The sequence below is a fragment of the Alkalihalobacillus phoenicis genome, assembly GCF_047302405.1.
Lineage (GTDB): Bacteria > Bacillota > Bacilli > Bacillales > Bacillaceae_D > Alkalihalobacillus.
Genome location: NZ_CP154853.1, coordinates 1912807 through 1936053 on the forward strand (window position 1 = coordinate 1912807; position 23247 = coordinate 1936053).

A 23247-nucleotide genomic window follows, 5' to 3' on the forward strand; every position below is an offset into this window, starting at 1 on the left:
AACGGTTCAATCGTTGACAGTCTGAACACATCTCTTCGTAGACTGTTGAAGGAAACTGTTCACTAAAATGAGGCTCCTCCGGCTGTCGCTACCAAAACCATACTCCGCGTCCTGCGGGAACCTGGCGAGCCTCCTCGGCAAGCCTTGCGGGGTCTCGCTCCACGGTTTATTCCCGCGGGAGTCTCCGTATGGTTTTGTCCGCTAAGTGTAGGGGAGATGCTTGATGATAGGGCCATTCTCAATCAGCTATTTCTAACGCAGAAGAACCTTCTTTTTCACTTTGTTGGTTATGGAACTAAATAGGGAGTTGCCACCTATTTTTTTCCTAAGTCTGCCGTCATGAAAAGATATGATTCAAATCGAAACAAGCTCCATCATCTAGCTAACGTACAGAGCATCAACACTGATTTGTTTACAACTGTAACGGAATTAATCATTGAAGGAGAAAAAATCATTCTCAAGCTAATGTCCTTTGAAGTCATGACTGTTTTTTTATTCAATGAGAAAACCGAACCTAGATTCGATTCCATGATCTAGCGGACAAACAGACACGGAGACTCCCGCCGGAATAAACCGTCCAATGAGACCCCGCAAGCGTGAAACGCTGAGGAGGCTCATGAGGTTCCGGCAGGACGCGGAGTGTCTGTTTGGGAGCGATCGCCGGAGGGCATGAAACAAGTAGATCATAAATCACTCCCATGTCTGGTGTCTGTTTGGTAGCGACCGCCGGAGGGCCTATTATTTTTTTCTTAATGCGCAGTTTATCCGTTTGGTGTGATAGTGCGTTCTCGCTTTTCAAACGTGTCAAGGGCATTTGTTTAAGAGCTTCCCTTTTGCTCGGCCAACTAATTGAACGGATTTTCTCGATGCGAAAGTTGAGTTAATAACTTAGTTAACTAGAATTCTTTTTCATTAAAGTTGAACACAGGCCTTTTTCCATGGCCATAGTCTTCTTGGGCGGGCTTCCTCTTGCTTTTTCACACACCAACCACGGCCAAATCACTTTGAAAAGCAACTTTTTAAAGTCGTTTCCCCTCATAATCAACACCAAAAAACCTCATTTTGTCGTTATAACAAAATGAGGCTCTCTTATTTACTATTTTCCGTTATTATTTCATTTTCGGTTGTTTTTTGATTCGTCCAAGGCCAAGTTCTTTTGCTTCTTTATGAAGGGCTTTTAATAAACTAATCGTCATTAATAACATAATAAGCGAGAATGGAAGGGCAGCAGAAATCATCGTATTTTGTAAAGCGGGCAATCCGCCAGAATAAAGCAAAACTAAAGCAATAGCTGCAACCATAATTCCCCATGTTAATTTAATTTTTGTACTTGGCGTTTGTGAACCATTGGTCGTCATCATACCTAACACATATGTACCAGAATCAGCTGAAGTGATTAAGAAGATCGCAATCAAAACAAGGGCTAACAAGGACATGATTAAGGAAAGTGGAAAATTCGCTAAAACACCGAATAAGCTTTCTTCTGTCGCTAAATTGGAAAGCATCGCCACGCCAGTATGCTCATACATCATAGCCGTACCACCAAATGTAGCAAACCAGAAAAACCCTACTAAAGAAGGTAAAAATAAAACTCCAAAAACAAATTCTCGAATGGAGCGACCTCGGGAAACACGTGCGATAAAAATCCCAACAAAAGGAGCCCATGAAATCCACCATGCCCAATAAAAGATCGTCCACCCATCAATCCATTCTCTTGCTTCTGTATTAAAAGGAGCGATTCGAAAACTCATTTGGAAAAAGTTTTGAATATAACCACCTAATGTATCCGTATATAGATTAAGAATCGCAACAGTCGGTCCAAAGATAAAGACAAATAACAATAAAATTAAAGCTAAGATCATATTCAAATTACTTAAAATACGTATCCCTTTTTCAATACCTGTTAAAGCGGAAATCATAAACAAGACCGTAACCACAACTAAAATAGCTAATTGAATCCAAAAATTTAATGGCAAGCCAAATAAATAACTCATTCCTCCATTGACTTGGGAAACTCCAAATCCTAAAGTTGTCGCAACACCGATAACTGTAGCAAATACGGCAATAACATCGATCGCTACTCCCCATCCACCGTCCACTCTTTTACCTAATAATGGTCTCAAACTTGCACTTATTAACGCTTTCTCACCTCTTCTAAATGTAAAATAGGCAATAACTAATGCAACTAAACCATAAATAGCCCAAGCGTGAATGCCCCAATGAAAGAACGTAAATCGCAATGCATCTCGCATTCCTTGCGTTGCCCCTTCTTGACCAGTCGGCGAGCTAACCGCATAATGACTTAATGGTTCAGCCGTTCCCCAAAACACAAGACCAATTCCCATACCTGCACTAAATAAAAGAGCAAACCATGTTGGCCGATTAAATTGAGGTTTATCCTCTTGCTTCCCTAATTTTATCATTCCAACTGGACTTATTAAAAAATAGAGACATACAAGTGCAATAACCGTCACTAAAATTAAATAATACCACCCAAAGGATGACGATATAAAAGCCGTTAATTGACCGGTCCATTCTTCTAAAAGTTTTGGAGCAAAAATTCCAAACAAAACAATGATCATTAATAAAGAAACAGATAAATAAAATACAAGTGACTTATTTTTCATGTAAAGTTCCTTTCCCTTCAATAACTTTGAAAATATCCCTTTTTAGGAGACATAGCTCCCCAAAAACAGGAAAAACACGCCGATTCAAACGACGTGTTTTTATAACATAACATAACATCCATGTTATTTCTAGCCCGCAATAAACTAAAAACCATTCGTTTAGGACCGACACGCTCATTTTTAATTTGCGTGTTTATTTTGTCCGTAACCACGGTTTTCATTCAATTGAAATGAACTCTTAAACCTGATTACTGCCATATATTTCGACCTTATAATCACTTGATAAACTCAGCTAGTGTTCGATCGATTCTCTCTTTCGCTTGTTTGGTTAGGACTAATTCCTTACTATCATCCCAATTTACATCGCTTTCAACGGTATATAAACCTTTGGCAATCCATTTAGCCCCTAAAGCAGATAAAACGGGTTTTAAACTATAATCCACCATTAATAAATGAGCTAAGCTTCCCCCAATAACAAAGGGCAATACAGATTTGTCTTTTAGGCCATCTTGCGGCAATAAATCTAAATACGTCTTTAGTACTCCAGTAAATGAGGCTTTATATACTTGCGAGGCGACAATGACTAAATCCGCTTTATCGACTTTTTTATTAAATTCTTTTACTTTTTCATGATTGAATTGAGCTTGAATAAGAGCCTCTGCTGGGATATCTGTCACATGCAAAACTTCCGCTTTAACGCCTTTACGAGCATAAAACTGTTGTGCATATGTGATTAACCCATTTAAACGAGACGATTTATATGGACTGCCCGAAATGATAACGATATGGAGCATTTAATCTTCCTCCTTTTCCTCTTGAAAAAGAGGCACAGCTGTTATTTAACAACTATGCCTCTGGTCATCCAGTCGGTCGAATTATTTCATTTATTTTATGCCTTTAAATATAATAGGTGATTGGGATATGTTTTTTTAAAATCGAAAATAGATATTCTTTTATTTCATGCTCTGACTCTTTTCGTTCACATGGATAAGGAGATTTTTTCGTTTCATCCATGACATAAATCGTTGGTATTAATTCAGTAGTAGCTAAACTAGTAAGAACAGGTTTAAGGCTAAATTCAATTACCGAAGCATGGACTCTCGTCCCCCCAATTATGGCCGGTAAAATCATTTTTCCTTTAAAAATACTTTTATCAAGTTCATTTAAAAAAGCCTTCATTTCTTTATAAGGTCCTTCTTTAGCCTCAAATAAAAGAACAACTAAATTGGCTTTGTCAATAGCTTGTAATGCTTTCGTTTCTTTTCTAATGTTCAAAAAATCTTCAACAGATACGGTAGAAATAATATCGCCGAATTTATCTAATTGGCTTTTTAATGCTGTATGAATACAATCTAATGAAGGCTCCTTAGTGGGTACTTCAATAATCGTTATTTGATATGACATCGTCTCATCCCCACACTTCTTATTAATTCTTAATATTCCTACTTGTTTAATAAGAATTATATCAATAAAAGTGGTGAATAGCAATCCCTATACACTTATTTAATCTACTTTCCAAGGTGTTAATCGTTTTTCTAAACGTAAGAGTGAATAGTTGACAAGCATACCAATGACCGAAATCGTAATAATTCCAGCATACATGTATGGGATTTGGAAACTATGCTGTGAATTAATAATTAAATAACCTAGGCCAGCTTTTGCTCCTATCATTTCGGCGGCCATTAAGACGAGAATAGAACCCGCTGCCGCTAATCGGATCCCTACAAAAATAGTCGGAATTGCAGCTGGCAAAATCACTTTTATAAACAACCGAAAAGGACTCAATGCCATAGAGCGTGCCGATTTAATAAATAAAGGATCAACATTTCGTACAGAGCTTATCGTACTTAACAAAATCGGAAAAAAGCAAGCATATAAAACAACGGCCACTTTTGACGCTTCGCCGATTCCGAGTAATAAAATAAAGACAGGGAGAATCGCGAGTGCCGCTGTATTTCGAAACGCCTCTAAAATCGGATTAAATAAATCCGAAATTGGTTTAAACCAGCCAATCAATAAACCGATTGGAATAGCAACAATTAGAGCAAGTGTAAATCCAACGACTGAACGTGTTAAACTGGCGACCAAATGGGTAGTTAACAGACCAGTTGTCATTAGCTCCCATAACCCACTCAATACTACTGAAATGGGAGGAAAGAACGCGACTTCTACTAGCCCTAACCTCGGGATGACTTCCCACAAGGCGAGAAAGAGGACTATCACAATTGATTTTGAAACTATCGTTTTTCCCGATTGATACAAACCATTTAGTGGTTTCAATCGGATCGTTTGATTTTTTCGTAAACGAATAACCGTGTCCGTGCGAGCCATTTTATTCTTCCTTTCTTCTTAAGAGATGTTTATCTTTTCTTGTCTTTGTGCCTTACTCACTTCATCTTGTAACAGCGTCCATAACCGGTGGCGATAAACACCAAATTCAGGCAAGGAGCGAATATCACTTTCAGATTGTAAAGCATGTAAATCAATCTCTACAATTTCTTTGATTTGCCCAGGGCGTGAAGTCATTACCGCCACTCTTTCCCCTAAAAAGACTGCCTCATCAATACCATGTGTAATAAACACGATCGTCTTTTTCGTTTTTTTCCAAATTCTCAACAATTCTTCTTGTAACGTTTCTCGCGTTTGGGCATCTAGTGCTGCAAATGGTTCATCCATCATTAACACGTCTGGTTCATAAGCAAGGCTTCTTGCAATTGCCACTCTTTGTTTCATACCACCGGACAATTCATGTGGGTAACGACTTTCAAAACCTTCTAATCCAACAAGCTTTATATATTCTTTTGCTTTTTTAATCCGTTCTGGCTTTGAATAGCCTTTTTCTTCTAATCCAAATGTGACATTTCCTAAAGTCGTTAACCACGGAAAGAGGGCATATTGTTGAAAGACAATGCCTCGATTTAACGATGGACCAGTTATTTCTTTACCGTCGAGTGTAATCGTACCACTTGTCGGTAAAGTTAAGCCTGCTAGTAAATCTAATAAGGTGGATTTGCCACAACCACTCGGACCAACAATTACAAGAAACTCACCCGCTTTAATATCTAAAGATACATCGGTTATCGCCTGAAACGGCTTATGATCAACTTGTTTTCTTTGTTTTGTTAAAAACTGCTTATTAATATTCACAACTTGAATTTTGCTCATTTTCATCCCCTCTTTATTCTCCATATGGATTAAACTCATTTGTATAAATCTCTTTCGCTTCAATATCTCCTTTATTTAAAAAACCATCTTGCTCTAGCCACTCAATCCAAACTTGAAATTCAGGTTCTAAAATTTGTCCTCCAGCCCCTTCGATACCAACACTTTTCCAATATTGAACTAAATTTGTATCTTCATTTCGGTCTCGTTTTTCAATAATGGAAACCATTCTTTCCCTTACTTCTTCAACAGGGGTTTCTCGTGCCCATTCAATCGCTTGAGCCATTCCTTCCACAAATTTTTTCACCGTATTCGGATTATCTCGAATAAAGTCATCTCGGAAAACGAGGCTGCCTGCTGTAAAGTTTCCGAATAAATCTCGGTCTGTAAATAAAGGTCTAACCCCACCACGCTCTAAAGCAACATCTTGTAAAATCCCTGAAAGGGTTGCGACATCTAATTGTCCTGAGCGCAAGGACTGCTCTCCATTAACGGGGGGAATCACAACTAACGAAACTTGCTCAATCTCCTCTTCTGTTAATCCTTCCTGACGTAAATATTCGACAATCGCAAATTCATGATGGGCTCCTAATGTATTCACTCCAATCTTTTTTCCGATTAAATCCTTCGCTTCTTGGATTAGACTATCATCTAAAACAAAATATCCCGTCCACGTTTCATCATCGACTCCGTAATAACCGATCACTGAGGTAATCGGGGCACCCGCTTCCACTAATTTAACAATCGCCCCATTAAAAGCACCACCAAAATCAATACTTCCTGTTACAGTCGCTTGAATGTTCTCAGGTCCACTTGTTGTATTCCCGACCCATTCTAATGTAAGTGGCTCTAAATAGCCTAAATCTTCAGCTAACTCCCAATAACTCACCGTCCCTGCTCCTCCTAAATATTTAAGAGTCTCAACTTCTAACTCACCGTCATCACTCGTAGCACCCGTTGATGTTTCTTGGCATGCAACCAAAAATAAACTTAAAACAGCAAGTACAAGCACCCATCTAAATCGGACTAATTCCATTTACGCTCCCCCTCCATTCGACAAATTACTGTACGTTTTCCTTTTTTACTTCCGTCTTTGTATATTGGGAAATCGGACGCTCTAACTCTAGATGCTCTCGTAAAGTCGAGCCTGTATATTTCGTTCTAAATAAACCTCGTTCTTGTAATTCAGGAATGACTTGATCAACAAAGTCATCTAATCCATCTGGTAAAAAAGGTGGCATGACATTAAAGCCATCTGCTGCCCCGTTCTCAAACCATTCTTGCATTTGATCAGCAATCTGTGAGGCTGTACCAAATATTTCACGATGTCCTCTCGCTCCTGCAATCCGACCATATAATTGTTTAATCGTTAAATGCTCACGCTCCGCTAAATCTTTTATGAGCTGGAATCTGCTTTGCGCTCCGTTTATTTCCGTTACTTCAGGCAAGGAAGGGAGAGGACCATCAACCGGATATGGAGATAAATCGACATTAATTAAGGCGGATAATAAACCGACTCCTACTTTCTCTGGAATCAACTCACGTAAATATTGTTGTTTCTCCCGAGCTTCTTTTTCTGTCTTGCCAATAATCGGGAAGACACCTGGCATAATTTTTAATTGATTGGCGGAACGACCGTATTTGGTCAGACGTTGTTTGATATCACGATAAAAACTTTGTGCCTCCTCAAGTGTTTGCCAAGCTGTAAAAATAACTTCAGCTGTTTTCGCTGCTAATTCTTTCCCGGCTTCAGAAGAACCAGCTTGCACGACGACAGGATGACCTTGAACCGGCCTAGACACATTTAAAGGTCCTTGAACAGAGAAATGAGTCCCCTTATGATATATCGCATGCACTTTGGACGGTGCTGCAAATTCAGCACGTTCTTTATTTAAAATCAAGGCATCATCTTCCCAGCTATCCCATAATTTTTTGGCCACTTCAACAAATTCTTCCGCTCGTTCATACCGAAGAGCGTGCTGCAAATGTTCCTCTTGATTAAAGTTACGTGCCTCAGCAAGACGTGAGGAAGTGACAACATTCCAAGCTGCTCTCCCCCCACTTATATGGTCCAGTGAAGCGAATTTCCTCGCGACATGAAAAGGTTCATTAAATGTGGTCGATACAGTTGCCGTTAAACCGATTTTTTCTGTTACAGCCGCTAAAGCCGATAGTAAAACTAGCGGATCTGGTCTGACAGCTACCGATTGAGATACAGCCGTATCAAGCTGCTCATTTAATGCGTATCCATCGGCAAAAAAGATCATATCGAATAGGCCCCGTTCAGCCGTTGTCGCTAATTTTTTATATAAAGAAAGCTTTTGTAAGCTATTTATCTCACTATTCGGATGACGCCATGCCGCTACATGGTGTCCCGGCACCATAAAGAAGGCCCCTAATTTCATTTCACGTTGGTTCGTCATTTGAAAACACTCCTCCAAATTTTTTATTTTTAATTGACTAACCGGACTTTTCTAGCGATCATTCTAATTCTAAAATATGTTTTGTTCCTTCTTTGACTGGGACAGTAGGGTGTGAAATTGGCTCTCCAAGTAACCTCGCAAAGGCTTCTTGTTCTGAATCTGTTAAATGCGTTTGATTACGGAAGAACAAAACTTTATGTTTTAGTAAAGCATCCTGGACAATTTTAGTCGTTTCCGCATCCAACGAACCTGAAAGTTCAATCCCTGACACTACGGCACCAATTCTTCCTGAAATTTGTTTTACCTCAACCTTTGTTTTGTTTTCCTGTTCATTTAAAATGCTCATTTCACACTCTCCCTTTCATTTTTTTAGGAAATCTCTTTAAAAAAAGATAAGGTCCTAATGTCCATATTTGATAATTCAAATAAAGAAATTAAGACCTCTAGTAAACTAGTCGGTTATGCAGTTGTTTATCTCCATTCAGTTTAATAAAAGGGCCCATAAGGATGATGACTTAAATAAAACTGTTCCGCTTTTTCTCGCATATCTGCCCACGATTGAAAAGCGGTTTGATTCAGAACAAATTGTTCCCACGCTTCTGATTCCACTTGCAGAACGAGCGGCCAAATAATCGATATTTCCTCTTGATAGTCCATATTCATTTCTTTCCAACTCGTATATTTTGTATATGTTCTCATAAAATCTTCATTAAACAAAAGGGCCGGTGGCGCAATAAAATAGGGGATAAACAAGAAAAACTTCAACAATAACCTTCCCCACTTCACATAAATCCCTCCTTCAAATATTATCTACGAAAAAAAGCCTCTATTCATTGTGAATAAAAGCTTTCGGTGATCCGATCAGTCTTTTTATTTATTTAATTATATGGAAAATTCCTCTGGTGTGAACACTTTAATTTGTTTCGGTTTAACAAAAACGACTTGACCTTGTGTAATCCCTAAATCAATAAACTTACTCTTTTCTAATTCAATTTCAATTAAATCCCCTTGTTCTCGCTTCGCCTCAATAAATACGATTGGACCTACTGCATGAATATATTGAATTGAAACTGGTAAATAGCCTTCCCCTTGCTCAACCGTTTGAATATCAAATTGATGGGGTCTCGTATAAGCAAATGTTTCCTTTTTGGTATTTTGCACCGTTGCTGCGATATCACGATGATAAATTTCATCCCCAGATGATTGGAAAATACCGTTTTGTACTCTTCCTTTAAAAATATTGACATTGCCTAAGAAATCAAAGACAAACGGACTATTTGGATTTTCATAGACTTCATCAGGTGTACCAATTTGTTTAATTTGACCATCATTCATCACAACGACTCGGTCTGAAACATCTAAAGCCTCTTCTTGGTCGTGAGTGACAAAAACACTTGTTATATGAAACTCATCGTGAAGTTTTCTTAACCACCTTCTTAAATCCTTTCGTACTTTCGCATCTAATGCCCCGAATGGCTCATCAAGCAGCAGCACTTTTGGTTGGACAGCTAGTGCCCTTGCTAACGCAACTCTTTGCCTTTGACCTCCAGATAATTGACTTGGATAGCGGTTTTCTAAACCATCAAGCTTTACTAATTCAAGTAATTCTTTTACTTTATCTTTAATGTCCTTTTTGGTAGGTCTTTCTTTTCTTGGTTTTACTCGTAATCCGTAAGAAATATTTTCGGCGACACTCATATGAGAAAATAGAGCATAATGCTGAAAGACAAAACCGACTTGTCTTTTAATCGCTTCAACATCCGTCATATTCTGTTCACCAAAGTAAATATTTCCTTGATCCGGCTGTTCAAGTCCCGCAATAATCCGTAATAACGATGTTTTCCCTGAACCTGAGGGGCCTAATAGAGCCACTAATTCCCCCGATTCAATGTTTAAATCGACATCCGTTAATGCGGCAAATGAGCCAAAGTTTTTTGAGATATTCTCTATTTTAATCGACATAACTACGATGACACCGCCTTTTGTTGATTCGCTTTCCATTCAATTGTATTTTTTATAATAATCGTGATAATCGCCAATAATGACATAAGAGATGCAACGGCAAAAGCTGCTGTAAATTGATATTCATTGTAAAGGATTTCCACATGGAGTGGCATCGTATTAGTCATTCCACGAATTTTCCCTGATACGACCGAAACAGCTCCAAATTCGCCAATCGCTCTCGCATTACATAAAATCATTCCATACAGAAGCCCCCACTTAATATTCGGTAAAGTGACGTGTAAGAAAGTTTTCCAACCGTTTGCCCCTAGTGATACCGATGCTTCCTCTTCAGAAGTTCCTTGTGCCTGCATGAGAGGAATTAATTCTCTTGCCACAAATGGAACTGTTACAAATAATGTCGCTAAAATAATACCTGGCACAGAAAATATAATTCTCCAACCTTGCTCCATTAAAAAGGGACCAAAAAGACCATGGGCACTAAATAATAAAATAAAAACTAAACCGGCAATGACAGGTGAGACAGAGAATGGCAAATCAATTAAAGTAACTAAAAAGCTTTTACCACGAAAGCGGTATTTCGAAATAAGCCAAGCAGCTGCCACTCCAAAAATCGTATTTAAAGGGACGACAATAACCGCTACTAATAACGTCAATTTAATTGCCGACATCGCATCTGGTTCCGTTATCGCTGCTAGATAAGTCGCAATTCCTTGTTCAAATGCTTTAAAGAAGATCGCAATTAATGGTAATAACAAAAAGAGAATAAGAAAGACGAGAGCGATAGAAATGAGCAGCCATTTTACCCAATTTGGCTCTTTTAACGCCTTTGCTTGAATTGTTTGTTGATTTGTTTGAGTTTGTAAACCAGCCATCATGTTAACTCCTTTTTACGCATATCTTCTTTGACTCCACCATTGAATTAAATTAATGACTAACAGCATAATAAACGAGAAGACAAGCATCACCGCAGCGATCGCTGTTGCTCCAATGTAATCAAATTGTTCTAGCTTTGTCATAATTAACAATGGCGTAATTTCCGTTCGCATGGGCATATTTCCCGATATAAAGACAACCGACCCATATTCGCCTAACGCTCTAGCAAATGCTAAGGCAAAACCTGATAATAATGCAGGAAAAATTACAGGTAATATCACTTTAAAAAACGTATGAAAACGATTAGCTCCAAGGCTTGCTGAAGCTTCCTCTACTTCTTTTTCAATGCCCTCTAACACAGGTTGAACCATTCGTACGACAAATGGCAAGCCGATAAATGTTAAAGCCACAATAACGCCAAGTGGTGTAAAAGCAACACGAATTCCAAAAATATCTAAATACTGACCAACCCAACCTGTTGAGGCGTATAAAGTAGTCAGAGCGATACCGGCAACCGCTGTTGGTAACGCAAATGGTAAATCAATTAATCCGTCAATAAATCTTTTACCTGGGAATTTATATCGAACGAGCACCCATGCGATTAATAAACCGAATACGGCATTAATGGACGCTGCCGCAAAAGCCGCCCCAATACTTAATTTATAAGAAGCGACAACTCTCGGTTCCGTCACAACTGCCCAGAAGCTCCCCCAGCCCATTGTGGCTGTATTAAGAAAAATCATTGAAAGGGGGATAAAAATAAGCAATGTCACATACATCATCGTAAAACCCATTGATAGTCCAAACCCTGGTAAGACACTATACTGTTTCCATTTTCTTTTTCTTGCCAAAATCGTTACACCTCTCCGTCTAGCTGTATGCTTTAATTAAGAAGAAAAGGGGGTGACCCCCTTTTCATTTCTATGGTTGGTAAATTCGGTCAAAAATGCCACCATCATTAAAATGGGTTTCTTGTGCAGCTTGCCAACCACCAAATACTTCATCAATCGTAAACAATTGAATATCTGGGAAAATATCATATTGTGCTAAAATTTCTTCATTTCTTGGACGATAATAATGCTCAGCTGCTAGTTCTTGACCTATGTCCGTATACAAAAACTCTAAATACGCCTCAGCTACTTCTCTTGTTCCTTTTTTATCAACATTTGCATCAACGACAGATACTGGCGGTTCTGCTAAAATACTTATCGATGGATTGACGATTTCAAATTCATCTTCTCCAAGCTCATTAATCGCTAAGTACGCTTCATTTTCCCATGAAAGGAAAACATCACCGATTTTTCGTTCCACAAAAGTTGTTGTTGATCCACGTGCTCCTGAATCTAACACTTCCACATTTTGAAAGAGCTTTGTGACAAACTCTTCTGCCGCCTCTTCTGTCCCATATTCTTCAAGTGCATAGCCCCACGCCGCCAAATAATTCCACCTTGCTCCACCTGATGTTTTAGGGTTAGGAGTAATAACGGAAACGTCATCTTGAACGAGGTCATCCCAATCTTGGATATTCAATGGGTTTCCTTTCCTTACTAAAAAGACAATCGTGGACGTATATGGAGTTGAATTATCATCCAACCTTGTTTGCCAATCAGCAGGAATTAATTCTCTATTCTCATGTAAAACATCAATATCATAAGCTAAAGCAAGTGTCACCACATCTGCTTCTAATCCGTCAATAACCGACCTCGCTTGACTTCCTGAACCACCGTGTGACGTATTAATGGTGACAGTCTGACCGGTTTCTTCCTTCCAATAATCAGCAAACTGTTTATCAAAATCTTGGTAAAGCTCTCTTGTTGGATCATAGGAAACATTTAAGATTTCTACTCTGTCTCCATCACCCGAATTAGCTCCATTTGAAGAACACGCCGCTAAAAGTCCTGTCAAAACTAATGACGTTAATAAAACAAACCGTTTCGTTCTTTTCATCTGCCCTTCCGCCTCCTAATCGAACCCGTTAGGACGACCAACTATATCTTGCAAACTGGTAGTCCTAGATGTTCTTTCCACTTATTATTTAAATTTATTTTTCTTTTGTTGAGTAAACCTTACTTTTTCAGTAGCATCAATTTGAGTAATTTGATTATCATGAATTGTGATGAGTACCGTTCCAAATTCAATTTTTTCGATTGCTTTTTTAATCTCCTCTTCCTTTTGTTTATCGTAAAAACCCATCTGTCCTTTCCCCTTTCATTTGGATATTTTGATCAAGTAAATCTTGCAAAGTTGTCGCATCAAGAACATCCGCAACCGTGTCCCGTACTAGCCCCCATAACGGTTGTAATAAACAAGTAGGTTCAAGTGAACAAGCTTCATAAGAAGTGACACTGACACAGCCCATCGGTGCTAGTGGACCTTCAAGCTTTCGAATCACATCTCCGATAAAAATCTCAGAACTTTCTTTTTTTAATTGAAAACCACCATCCATGCCTCTTTTACTCGTTATATAATCTAAGGTTTTTAATTGAGCTAAAAGTTTTTCAAGATATGGTGTTGGAACTAATATTTCTTCACTAATCTCTTTTACTTTTAATCTTCTTTCAGAATGCTTAGCTAAAACAATTAAGGCTCTTAACGAATATTCCCCTTTACTAGATACTCTCATTTGAGTCACCTCTTTAATTATAAGTAATACGACAGGTTAAGTCGGATTTATTCTAAAAAAATAGCCTTAACTAGAGATCATTAGTTCTAGCTAAGGCCTTCGGTTGTCCGATCAGCATTAAATATTGAATTTGTATTTATATTATTATTCAGATTAATCATATGTGTCAAGTATGTTTTAAAAAGTAATAAAAATTCTATTTTTTTATCGTAAGCCACGGTCGTCCTTTTTGCCATTGGATGTTTACAGGTAGTTGAAAACAATCACTTAGGTAAGGCTCTGTTAAGATCTCCTTTTTTTGACCCTTAGCAATGATTTGACCAGAACGTAAGAGTAGGGCATTCGTTATCCTTGGCAACACTTCTTCCAAATGATGAGTTACATATAAAATAGTCGGGCCACCCTCTAACTCCATAATCCCTTCAATCGTCTCTAATAGTTGCTCTCTTATGTAGACATCTAATCCATTACACGGTTCATCTAAAATTAAAATTTGGGGCTCAGACATCAATGCCCTTGCAATCATTGTCCTTCTTTTTTCCCCTTGTGAAAGTGTATGGAAGGCAGAGTCTTTGTAAGCCTCCATTTTAAGTAAACGTAAAAATCGAATCGCAGCTTCCTTATCTGCGTCAGTCATGTCTTCGTAGAACCCAACAGAGGCGTGTCTCCCACTTAAAACGACTTCTAATGTCGTATCACTCGCTCTCGCAGCAAAACGCTCATCTAATGAAGAACTGACCCAACCAATGGTCTTTCGTAATTCGTGAATATTCGTTTGCCCAAACCGTTCATTTAAGACCGTTATTTCGCCTTCGGAGGCCCATTCATAACCTGTAATCAATTTTAATAATGACGTTTTGCCAGAACCATTTAATCCTAATAAGACCCAATGCTCCCCTTTTTGAACATGCCAATTGATTTTATTTAGAATAAGTCTATTCCATCTTCTGAAACTGACCTCTTTAAGTTGCACAACCTTCATCAGATTCTCCTCCAAAATATTCAAAACATTCATATAATATTTTCATTATAGCAAAAATAGCGAGTTACGAAAACGATAAATATAAGATCATTAAAAAAAGCAGAAAAGAGGGATAACCCTCTCTTCTACTTTTAACTAGTTAGTCATTTTGTGTCATAATTTCTTCTTGTTCATGATCCTGATCTTTATATCTTAATAAATCTCCATACAATATTTTATCAGAATAGCCTAAATCAAGATTTACATCCTCAAAAAACGGCTCACAAAATTCAATCTCTATTTCTTCTTCTGACTCTTTATCGTAACAAGCACCTCTTGTGAAAACATAATGATCACTTATAAAACTTCCATCACGTAATATCGTAAATGAGTCACGCTCTGGTGAAGTTAAATCTGTACCAAAGTGGAACATACCCTTTGTCTCAATTCCTAACAGGTGAAGAATCGTTGGTTTTAAATCAATTTGTCCTGAGACGGTATCCATCACCTTATTCCCATCATACCCAGGAATATGAATAAACATTGGCACACGCTGCAATTGAACGGAATCAAAAGGTGTAATTTCTTCTTTATCTAAATACATTGCCATTGAACGGTTATGATTATCAGAGATACCGTAATGATCACCGTACATAATAAAAATGGAATCCTCATACATTCCTTCTTCTTTTAGGCGCTCAAAAAAGTATTCCAAAGCATAATCCATATAACGCACAGTTGGGAAATATCGATTTAACGTTCGGCTAGGATAGTCCCCTTCTTCAATAAACTTATCTTCCTCATCTAACTCAAAAGGAAAATGATTCGTTAACGTAATAAACTTCGTATAATAAGGCTCTGGCTGCGATTTTAATAGGTCAATAGATTGTTCAAAGAAATCAACATCTTTTAATCCCCAACCTACTGAATTCTCTTCATGAACATCATAGCTCATTATATCAAAATAACGGTCATAACCGAGGGATTGATACATTATATCACGATTCCAAAAGCTTTTATTATTCGCATGCATAATAGAAGCGTAATAGCCATTTTCACTTACATTACTTGGTAAAGCATCAAAGGCGTTTCCTGCATGTGTAAAGAACACAGAGCCACTATCACGACCATACATCGAATTTGCTAGTAAATACTCCGAGTCAGATGTTTTCCCTTGACCGGTTTGATGATAAAAATTTTCAAAGTAAATACTTTCATCGATTAAAGAGTTTAAAAATGGTGTAATAACCTCTCCACCCTCACCATTTTCATCCTCATTTACGGTTTCATTAATCACAAATGATTGCAGAGATTCCATTGAAATAACAATGACATTTTTCCCTTCTGCAATGCCAAATAATTCAGGATCTGGCTCTTCGTGTTTCGCTTTAACATGTCGTTGCACTTCAATAATATCAGAACTATCGGCAAAAACACGTTGTGCTCGCGTTTGCGACTGGAGGTACCCATCATAAATATGATAATTAAAGATCCCGATGTTTTTAACAATTAGATCACGGTCAAACGAACGTGTTAATAATTGTGGTCGCTCTGCTTGAGCAAGCGTTAAATTCGTTACAAATAATACCACAGCCGCTAACATAATGAGTAATGGTTCTCTTTTTAATGGACGTAATGCAGGACTGTTGCGTTTTTGGGCTAAGTAAATCAAAATCGCCATATCAATAAAAATAAAGGCATCATACCAATGGATTAGTTCAAATACACTTGAACCTAAATCCCCCATATTACTCGTTTGAAATAAAACAGGAATCGTAATATAGTCCGTAAAAAAGCGGTAGTACAATAAATTAAAATATAAAACGAATGAAGCAATCGTCGCTAATATAATAACAGCTTTTTTTCGCCATTTAGCTGCAAAAAAGAAACTAATTCCTAATATAAAAATGGCTGAACTTAATGGATTAATAAATAGCAAAAACTCTTGTAATGGATTATCAGAAGGAATTCCAAATCCAACCTTATAAATGATGTACGTTTTTATCCATAAAAAAAAGACAGCTAGTGCAAAAAACCTTAGTCGATATAATAAATTCTTTATCCTTTCCATAATCTTTCCCCTTCCTAATTCCCTACTAGCAGACATATCATACCTTTTTTATCTCTATCTCTTTTGTATGATGTCCATGGTAAACTTCTCTCATTTGACTCATTTCATTTTTTTGTGAACATTTACTATCTTAGCGGATTGGAATTATAAGTCAATAGATATAATGTGTAAGATCATGAGATATTATTGTTACAAAAATCGACAACAACTCAACCGAGCCTAGTATTTATATGACGATTTGAAACAGTTATTTGTTTCATCTTTTTAGACATTTTCCAGCAAAAAACAAAAAAACGTTCAAAAGACCTTTCACTATTCCATTAACTCCTTTCTTTTCCCGACCAATGACACAAGACAAAAAACCTATCCCTTTTAGATTAAAAGGATAGGTTTTTTGTCACCTTATTACAAATCCTTTAATGCCCACCATTTGAATCCATCATTTGCTAACAATTGTTCAGACGATTTTGGTCCCATCGTACCCGATACATATTGTTCAATTTCTTCATTTGACTCTGCCCAAGCTTTTGAAATTGGATCAATTAAAGCCCAAGATAAATTCACTTCATCCCAATGTGCAAAATTTGTCGCATCACCTAACATACAATCATAAATCAAACGCTCATACGCTTCTGGTGTATTTACACCATCGATACTATTATTTTTAAATTCTAGATCAACCGGTATCGTTTCCCCTAATAACCCGATTTTTTTCCCATTTAAAATAAGAGTGATTCCTTCATCTGGTTGAATATGAATAACGAGTAAATTCGGGTGAATCGTCATATCTTCACTTTTTTGTGTATAGACGTTTAATGGTAAGTCTTTAAATTGTACAACGATTTTCGTTGACTTTACTGCCATACGTTTTCCTGTTCGGACGTAAAATGGCACCCCAGCCCAACGGTGATTGTCAATTAATAACTTTCCAGCGACAAATGTTTCTGTTGTCGAATCTTCTTTAACGTTTTTCTCTTGGCGATACCCAGGCACTTCTGAACCAGAAATTTCACCAGCTGCATACTGTCCGCGAATAAAATAATCGGACGCCTCATCGGTCGAAATCGGTCGAATCGCACGTAGCACTTTAATTTTTTCACTTCTTACTTCATTAGTTGCAAGACGAATTGGCGGATCCATTGATAACAAAAGAACCATTTGTAACAAATGATTTTGCACCATATCTCGTAATGCTCCGGATGTCTCATAATAACCACCACGGTCCTCTACGCCTAGTACTTCACTTGAGGTAATTTGGATATTCGAAATATGTCGATTATTCCACAAAGGTTCAAATATCGCATTAGCAAACCGGATCACTTCAATGTTTTGAACCATTTCTTTTCCCAAATAATGATCGATTCGATAAATTTGATCTTCAGAAAAAGCTTCACGAATTTCATTATTTAACTTCTGAGCAGAAGGAAGATCATGACCGAATGGCTTTTCAATGACTAAACGATTCCAACCTTCTGATTGTGTAACCCCTTCTTTTTTTAATTGAATCGCAATCGTTCCAAAAAACTGTGGGGCCATTGCCATATAATAAATTCGATTACCAGGAATTTCAAATTCAGTTTCTAACTCTTCAAGTTTATGTTTTAATTTTAAGTAAGACTCCGTATTAGTTACATCAAATGGTAAATAGAAAAAGTGTTGACAAAATTCATCAATTTTTTCATTTGATAAATGGGTTTCTTCAATCGCCTTTTTGACATTATCGCGTAGTTCAGCATCAGACCATGGTCTTCTCGCAGCACCAATGACAACAAAACTGTCTGATAATTTCCCTGATAAAAATAAGCTGTATATTGAAGGGTATAATTTCCTTTTAGCTAAATCACCCGTTGCACCAAATAAAATAATACTTGTTTTCGGTTGTACAATTTTGTTCATCATTTATTCAATTCCTCTCTATCCCGGTCAGTCTACCTGCCATTATATGTATATCTAATCTCCCTATCCAAAAATATTCTCTTTTTTCTCTACTACGTTAAAGCAACATTGTATTTAGTATATCGTAAATAAAAAAGAAGTAAATATAAAAAGGGACAAAAAAGCTATGATTTCTACTATACACAATAGAAAAACGATTGCATTCGTCGTACATCAACTTATAAACTCTTCCCTATTTAGAAAAAACGACAAAGTTCCAGACTAGGCTTTGTCGACACCCTCGATTTATTTCTTTTTATCATTTCTATTATAAAAAAAATTATCCGAAAATGATACTTATCTATTTAATCTGATTTTATTTAAATAGAAACAATCAAATACAGATTATAATCGAACAGATCAAGAAACACAAGCTTGAAATGACTTCATAACCATCATAAGAAAAGGAAAATGAAGTGTTCTACTTTATAATGTCTCTCTTAATATACAGAAGCCAATCACCAGACGAAATAAGTGGGAGCTTTTGTTTCTGAAATGACTTCCCCGCAATATAAACAAGAACAGATATATTCACATAATATTCAGTATTTAAAAGAAGCGTTTCCACACGTTCATATTCATTATTTAACCGGCCTTGTTGATAGTCCTCTAAGCGGTCAATTTCGAATAATTGTTGCTCATTAATCTCATATAAATCTCCATAAGTTATTCTATTAGATTCTAAGTATAAAATGGGATAACCTAATCCTGAATCATATAATTCACCTTGAACCGAAACATTATTTTCTAAACATTTTGCATTTTTTAAATAAAAGTCATTCGTCCCGCCTTTTCGTAACGTTCCATAGACAAATAATAAATGCTTCTCTTCCATAGCTCACCTCTTGATTTTTTATTTCTTAATTAAAATCTTTGTTCTAACTGGCTTTAACTTGTCAACAAGACCTCCTTGATGACGAGCTGTGGCTTTGATACCTGCTAGGTCTTAAACAACTGAAGAACGGTCTACACGTTAAAAATAGGATTACATTAGTTAGCCAACTGCGCGAGTGAGTCGGGAGCCTCCTCGCACTCCACTCACCCCGTTTCGGTTATTAGCATGTATGATATCAGCAACGAAACTTTATGTTGAGTGACACATCATCATTTATGTTTTGGAATGATTTCTTCCTTTAGAAAAACAGTTAAAAGTTTCAAACTTATATTATTTTATAAAAATGCCTCTGAGGTATTGTTCCTCAGAAGCATTTTGTCTATAGTGCTAAGCCAATTTGTATGTTCTAGCTAGCTTGTTTTTATGTTACTCTTCTTCATTTAATGTATATTGTTTAAAAAATTGCTCATAATCTTCCGTTGAGGCGGCACCTCGAATGCCTTGATAAAATTCGCCGTCTTTATATTGAATTAACGTTGGTGTTGCTTCAATTCCATATTTGTTCCAGCCTTCATTAAATTCAAGTAAATTAAACTGTACCATATCAACATTCAAATCTTCTGCAAGTGGAGCAAGCCTTGGCGTTACTTCTTTGCAATACCCACAATCAGGACTGTAAAAGTAGACGGTAACATCTTCTCCATTTTCAAGCTTTTCTTCTAATTCATCTGGAAGAATCAAATTTTGATAATTTGGATCATCAAGCTGAGCGATCGTTGAAGGACTTAAGGTCGCTTTCCCATAAGGATTCCCTTCTGCTTTTTGTTTGTTTTGGCTCGTGGTGACGAAAGCTAATGCTGCAAAAATAAGGACAATCACGCCACCAAAAATAAGGATCTTTTTCATCTTTATTACCCCTTTCGACTTCTTAACACAATGACATTACAAATGATAATGATAATAAAAGCAGTTCCTGCTAAAAATGGGATCGTCACAAAACCAAACCAATTAATGTATTGACCCGTACATGGCACTTGACCACACGATGGGGCTACATCTTGCAGGAAACTGACTTTTTGGAGCGAATAATGGTAAACGGACATACATAAACCAATACCTGCAAATACAAGCGAATAAATCGCTGAATTTTTATCTTTTCGAATAATACCAATTAACAAAATAAGGACAATTGGATACATCATGATCCGTTGATACCAACATAAAGTGCATGGCACAAATTGTTTAATTTGCGAAAAATACAACGAACCTAACATTGCAATTAAGGAAGTAACCCAGCCTAAAAGCATGATATTTTCAGTTTTCTTATTCATTTACCTACCCCACATTTCGATAGACTAGATTTTATAATCAATTTCACATCCCCCATTATACGTTAAAATGATAATCGGTGCTTGTCAATCTCGTGAACATTTTAAATAGAAGTAAATATATTTTAGTAAGTGTTTTTTCAGCAGTTCTAAATGACGGCTCTACGCCACAAGTAAGAGCGGTGAAAAAGATCTATTTGTTAAATATGGTTTCATTAGTTAGCATACTCCGCCAGCTCCCGACATTCAGCTAGTTTCGTTTTGGTCATCCTAAAACGATAGGGTCCATTTATTAGCAAAAAATTTTGGTAATCCCGAAATAAAAAAACTCTTTCAATGAGTAAGAGGAAATCCGATCGCTCCCGGGATGGGGGGCTTGCACCCTCCGGCGGGCGCTGAACAAAAGAGGAATCGTTTTCGGAATGCAGCTTAATGGGTTTTTAGACATAGGAAAGCCCCTCCTTTATTTGATAGACCTATCGTAGCAGGAGGGGCTGATGGATGATAGGCGTGGTTTGAATACGGGCTTACTAATTTTGAGTTAGTGATGCTATTCTCCAGCTCCAGAAATAACGCGTAGACTCCCGCGGGATTTAGGAGCAGGGCTGAGACCCCGCAGGTCAGACCGAGGAGGCTCAGCGCTCCCCCGCAGGACGCGGAGCGTTATTTCTGGAGCGGCTGCCAAAGCCACAACCTATCCAAAACTTCTGCTTCATTTCACTTCTAAATCACAAATACAGAAACAAAATACGTCCCGACATCAACGAGAATAAAAATTTGAGTTAGCTGCTATTTCCGAGCGGAAGAAATAACGCGGAGACTCCCGCGGGATTTAGGAGCAGGGCTGAGACCCCGCAGGTCAGACCGAGGAGGCTCAGCGCTCCCCCGCAGGACGCGGAGCGTTATTTCTGGAGCGGCTGCCAAAGCCACAACCTATTCAAACTTCTGCTTCATTTCACTTCTCCTCCTCAAAAAAACACAAAAAACTGTCCCATAAGATCATGGTTATGACCAGATGGAGCAGCCTTTTAAAACGATTTTATTCAAGTTACTTTTTGGGCTAAATGTGGAATTCGCTCGATTAAACGTCGAATTGATCGATCGGCTTCTGTTAATACATTGTCTTTATCGATTGTTTTCATCACTCGATTTTTCATAACGATTTCCCCATTAATTATCGTCGTTTCAACATCGGCACGTGTAGACGAATAAACAATCCTTGAAACTGGATCAACATCATAACGAGGAAACGTGTGGAATTGATTTAAATCAAGGATCACAAGATCTGCTTTTTTACCAACTTCAATACTTCCAATTTGTGAGTCCATCCCTAACGCCTTTGCTCCTCCTATTGTGGCCATTTTAAATACTTCATGAGCGTTCATACTCGTTGGACCATGGGTAGGTTTATGGATTAAAGCAGCGAGCCTCATTTCGTTAAACATATCAAGATTATTATTACAAGGGGCACCATCTGCTCCTAGTGAAACGGATATCTCACGCTCCAACATTTCGGGAACATCAGCATACCCAGAAGCTAACTTTAAATTAGAACCAGGGCAATGACTTACATGAATTCCTTTATTTTTAATAATTCGTTTTTCTTCCTCATTTAACCAAATACAATGGGCCAGTAATAATCGTTCATTAGCTAAACCTAAATGGTCGAGATACACAATATTTCTCATTCCCGTTTCTTCTTCAACAATCCGAATCTCCTCTTGATTTTCAGAAGCATGTGTGTGAACTCTCACGCCATATTGTTTCGATAGTTGGCTTACTTCTTTTAACAAATGTTCCGTACAAGAAATGACAAAACGGGGGGCAAAGGAATATTGAATCCGACCTTCATCATACATATGCCATTTTTCTAATAAGTCGACACTTTCTTGAAGTGATTGTTCCGTTTTTTCCTGCAAAGCTTTTGGGACGTCATCCCCTTTATCCATCATCACTTTCCCAGATAAAGCACGTATTCCACTTTGGGCAATCGCTTGAAAAGCATACTCACTATGATGAACAGTTTCCATATCAGCAATGGTCGTCGTCCCACTTTGAATTAACTCACCTATTCCTAATAAAGCAGAATAATAAAGCGATTCCTTGTCATGAGCCGCCTCGAGTGGCCATATACGTTTACGTAACCAATCCATCAATTCTAAATCATCGCCTTTTCCCCGGAAAACAGTTTGGCAAAGATGGATGTGGGTTTGAACAAACCCAGGGATAACCGTTTTATTCGTACCATCAATTAATTCATTGACTTGTTCTACTTCGATATTTTGCCCGATTTTTTTTATACGGTTCCCTTCTATTAAAACATCCCCTCTTAAAATTTCATTCTTTTGATTCATCGTAATGATTTCAACATTTTGAATCAGAATACGCTTCATCCTCATGCTCCATTCTCTATTGTTTTAGACACGACAAATAGCCACAATTAA

At 37.5% G+C, this 23247-nt stretch carries 22 protein-coding genes; all 22 read right to left on the bottom strand.

The features are described from left to right. Nucleotides 1-1109: 1109 nt before the first annotated feature. On the bottom strand, nt 1110-2627 hold the full coding sequence (locus AA0017_RS09040; RefSeq protein ID WP_413381101.1) for a BCCT family transporter: 1518 nt from the start codon (nt 2625-2627) through the stop codon (nt 1110-1112). A gap of 275 nt (nt 2628-2902) precedes the next feature. Next, nucleotides 2903-3421 carry an NADPH-dependent FMN reductase gene (ssuE, locus tag AA0017_RS09045; RefSeq protein ID WP_413381103.1) on the bottom strand — a complete coding sequence of 173 codons (519 nt, stop codon included), beginning with the start codon at nt 3419-3421 and terminating at the stop codon, nt 2903-2905. A 103-nt stretch (nt 3422-3524) separates the two neighbouring features. Continuing rightward, nucleotides 3525-4031 (bottom strand): hypothetical protein, encoded by a 507-nt coding sequence (locus AA0017_RS09050; protein ID WP_413381105.1) that lies wholly within the window; start codon nt 4029-4031, stop codon nt 3525-3527. Nucleotides 4032-4130: 99 nt separating this feature from the next. Continuing rightward, on the bottom strand, nt 4131-4958 hold the full coding sequence (locus AA0017_RS09055) for an ABC transporter permease (RefSeq protein WP_413381107.1): 828 nt from the start codon (nt 4956-4958) through the stop codon (nt 4131-4133). Nucleotides 4959-4976: 18 nt separating this feature from the next. Beyond that, nucleotides 4977-5792, bottom strand: a complete 816-nt coding sequence (locus tag AA0017_RS09060) for an ABC transporter ATP-binding protein (protein WP_413381109.1) — start codon at nt 5790-5792, stop codon at nt 4977-4979. A 13-nt stretch (nt 5793-5805) separates the two neighbouring features. Then, nucleotides 5806-6825, bottom strand: a complete 1020-nt coding sequence (locus tag AA0017_RS09065; RefSeq protein WP_413381111.1) for an ABC transporter substrate-binding protein — start codon at nt 6823-6825, stop codon at nt 5806-5808. Nucleotides 6826-6850: 25 nt separating this feature from the next. Further along, nucleotides 6851-8212: an LLM class flavin-dependent oxidoreductase gene (locus AA0017_RS09070; protein ID WP_413381113.1), complete on the bottom strand. Its 1362-nt coding sequence runs from the start codon at nt 8210-8212 to the stop codon at nt 6851-6853. Nucleotides 8213-8270: 58 nt separating this feature from the next. After that, nucleotides 8271-8558: a TauD/TfdA dioxygenase family protein gene (locus tag AA0017_RS09075; RefSeq protein ID WP_413381115.1), complete on the bottom strand. Its 288-nt coding sequence runs from the start codon at nt 8556-8558 to the stop codon at nt 8271-8273. A gap of 140 nt (nt 8559-8698) precedes the next feature. After that, a complete protein-coding gene (locus AA0017_RS09080; RefSeq protein ID WP_413381117.1) occupies nt 8699-8998 on the bottom strand; it encodes a hypothetical protein in 300 nt (99 codons plus the stop codon). Between the two features lie 96 nt (nt 8999-9094). Then, nucleotides 9095-10174: a sulfate/molybdate ABC transporter ATP-binding protein gene (locus AA0017_RS09085; protein WP_413381119.1), complete on the bottom strand. Its 1080-nt coding sequence runs from the start codon at nt 10172-10174 to the stop codon at nt 9095-9097. A gap of 2 nt (nt 10175-10176) precedes the next feature. Next, nucleotides 10177-11049, bottom strand: coding sequence for a sulfate ABC transporter permease subunit CysW (gene cysW / locus AA0017_RS09090; protein ID WP_413381121.1), 873 nt, complete (start codon nt 11047-11049; stop codon nt 10177-10179). 15 nt (nt 11050-11064) lie between these two features. Continuing rightward, nucleotides 11065-11901: a sulfate ABC transporter permease subunit CysT gene (gene cysT / locus AA0017_RS09095; RefSeq protein ID WP_413381123.1), complete on the bottom strand. Its 837-nt coding sequence runs from the start codon at nt 11899-11901 to the stop codon at nt 11065-11067. Nucleotides 11902-11971: 70 nt separating this feature from the next. Then, nucleotides 11972-12997, bottom strand: a complete 1026-nt coding sequence (locus AA0017_RS09100; protein ID WP_413381125.1) for a sulfate ABC transporter substrate-binding protein — start codon at nt 12995-12997, stop codon at nt 11972-11974. 84 nt (nt 12998-13081) lie between these two features. Next, on the bottom strand, nt 13082-13243 hold the full coding sequence (locus AA0017_RS09105) for a YezD family protein (protein WP_413381127.1): 162 nt from the start codon (nt 13241-13243) through the stop codon (nt 13082-13084). Further along, the gene (locus tag AA0017_RS09110) at nt 13227-13673 is read right to left on the bottom strand and encodes an RrF2 family transcriptional regulator (RefSeq protein ID WP_413381129.1); all 447 of its coding nucleotides are present in this window, start codon (nt 13671-13673) and stop codon (nt 13227-13229) included. Before AA0017_RS09110 ends, AA0017_RS09105 begins: the two co-directional genes overlap by 17 nt. A gap of 196 nt (nt 13674-13869) precedes the next feature. Further along, nucleotides 13870-14655 (bottom strand): ABC transporter ATP-binding protein, encoded by a 786-nt coding sequence (locus AA0017_RS09115; protein ID WP_413381131.1) that lies wholly within the window; start codon nt 14653-14655, stop codon nt 13870-13872. A gap of 139 nt (nt 14656-14794) precedes the next feature. Beyond that, nucleotides 14795-16705 (bottom strand): LTA synthase family protein, encoded by a 1911-nt coding sequence (locus tag AA0017_RS09120; RefSeq protein WP_413381133.1) that lies wholly within the window; start codon nt 16703-16705, stop codon nt 14795-14797. Between the two features lie 405 nt (nt 16706-17110). Beyond that, on the bottom strand, nt 17111-18604 hold the full coding sequence (gene zwf / locus AA0017_RS09125; protein WP_413381135.1) for a glucose-6-phosphate dehydrogenase: 1494 nt from the start codon (nt 18602-18604) through the stop codon (nt 17111-17113). Between the two features lie 457 nt (nt 18605-19061). Then, the gene (locus AA0017_RS09130; RefSeq protein WP_413381137.1) at nt 19062-19475 is read right to left on the bottom strand and encodes a gamma-glutamylcyclotransferase; all 414 of its coding nucleotides are present in this window, start codon (nt 19473-19475) and stop codon (nt 19062-19064) included. Between the two features lie 426 nt (nt 19476-19901). Next, complete coding sequence (locus tag AA0017_RS09135) at nt 19902-20381, bottom strand: thioredoxin family protein (RefSeq protein ID WP_413381139.1); 480 nt, start codon at nt 20379-20381, stop codon at nt 19902-19904. A gap of 5 nt (nt 20382-20386) precedes the next feature. Then, entirely contained in the window at nt 20387-20806 is a 420-nt protein-coding gene (locus tag AA0017_RS09140; RefSeq protein ID WP_413381141.1) for a disulfide oxidoreductase, read from the bottom strand. Between the two features lie 1040 nt (nt 20807-21846). Continuing rightward, nucleotides 21847-23196 carry a 5'-deoxyadenosine deaminase gene (locus tag AA0017_RS09145; protein ID WP_413381143.1) on the bottom strand — a complete coding sequence of 450 codons (1350 nt, stop codon included), beginning with the start codon at nt 23194-23196 and terminating at the stop codon, nt 21847-21849. Nucleotides 23197-23247 lie beyond the last annotated feature (51 nt).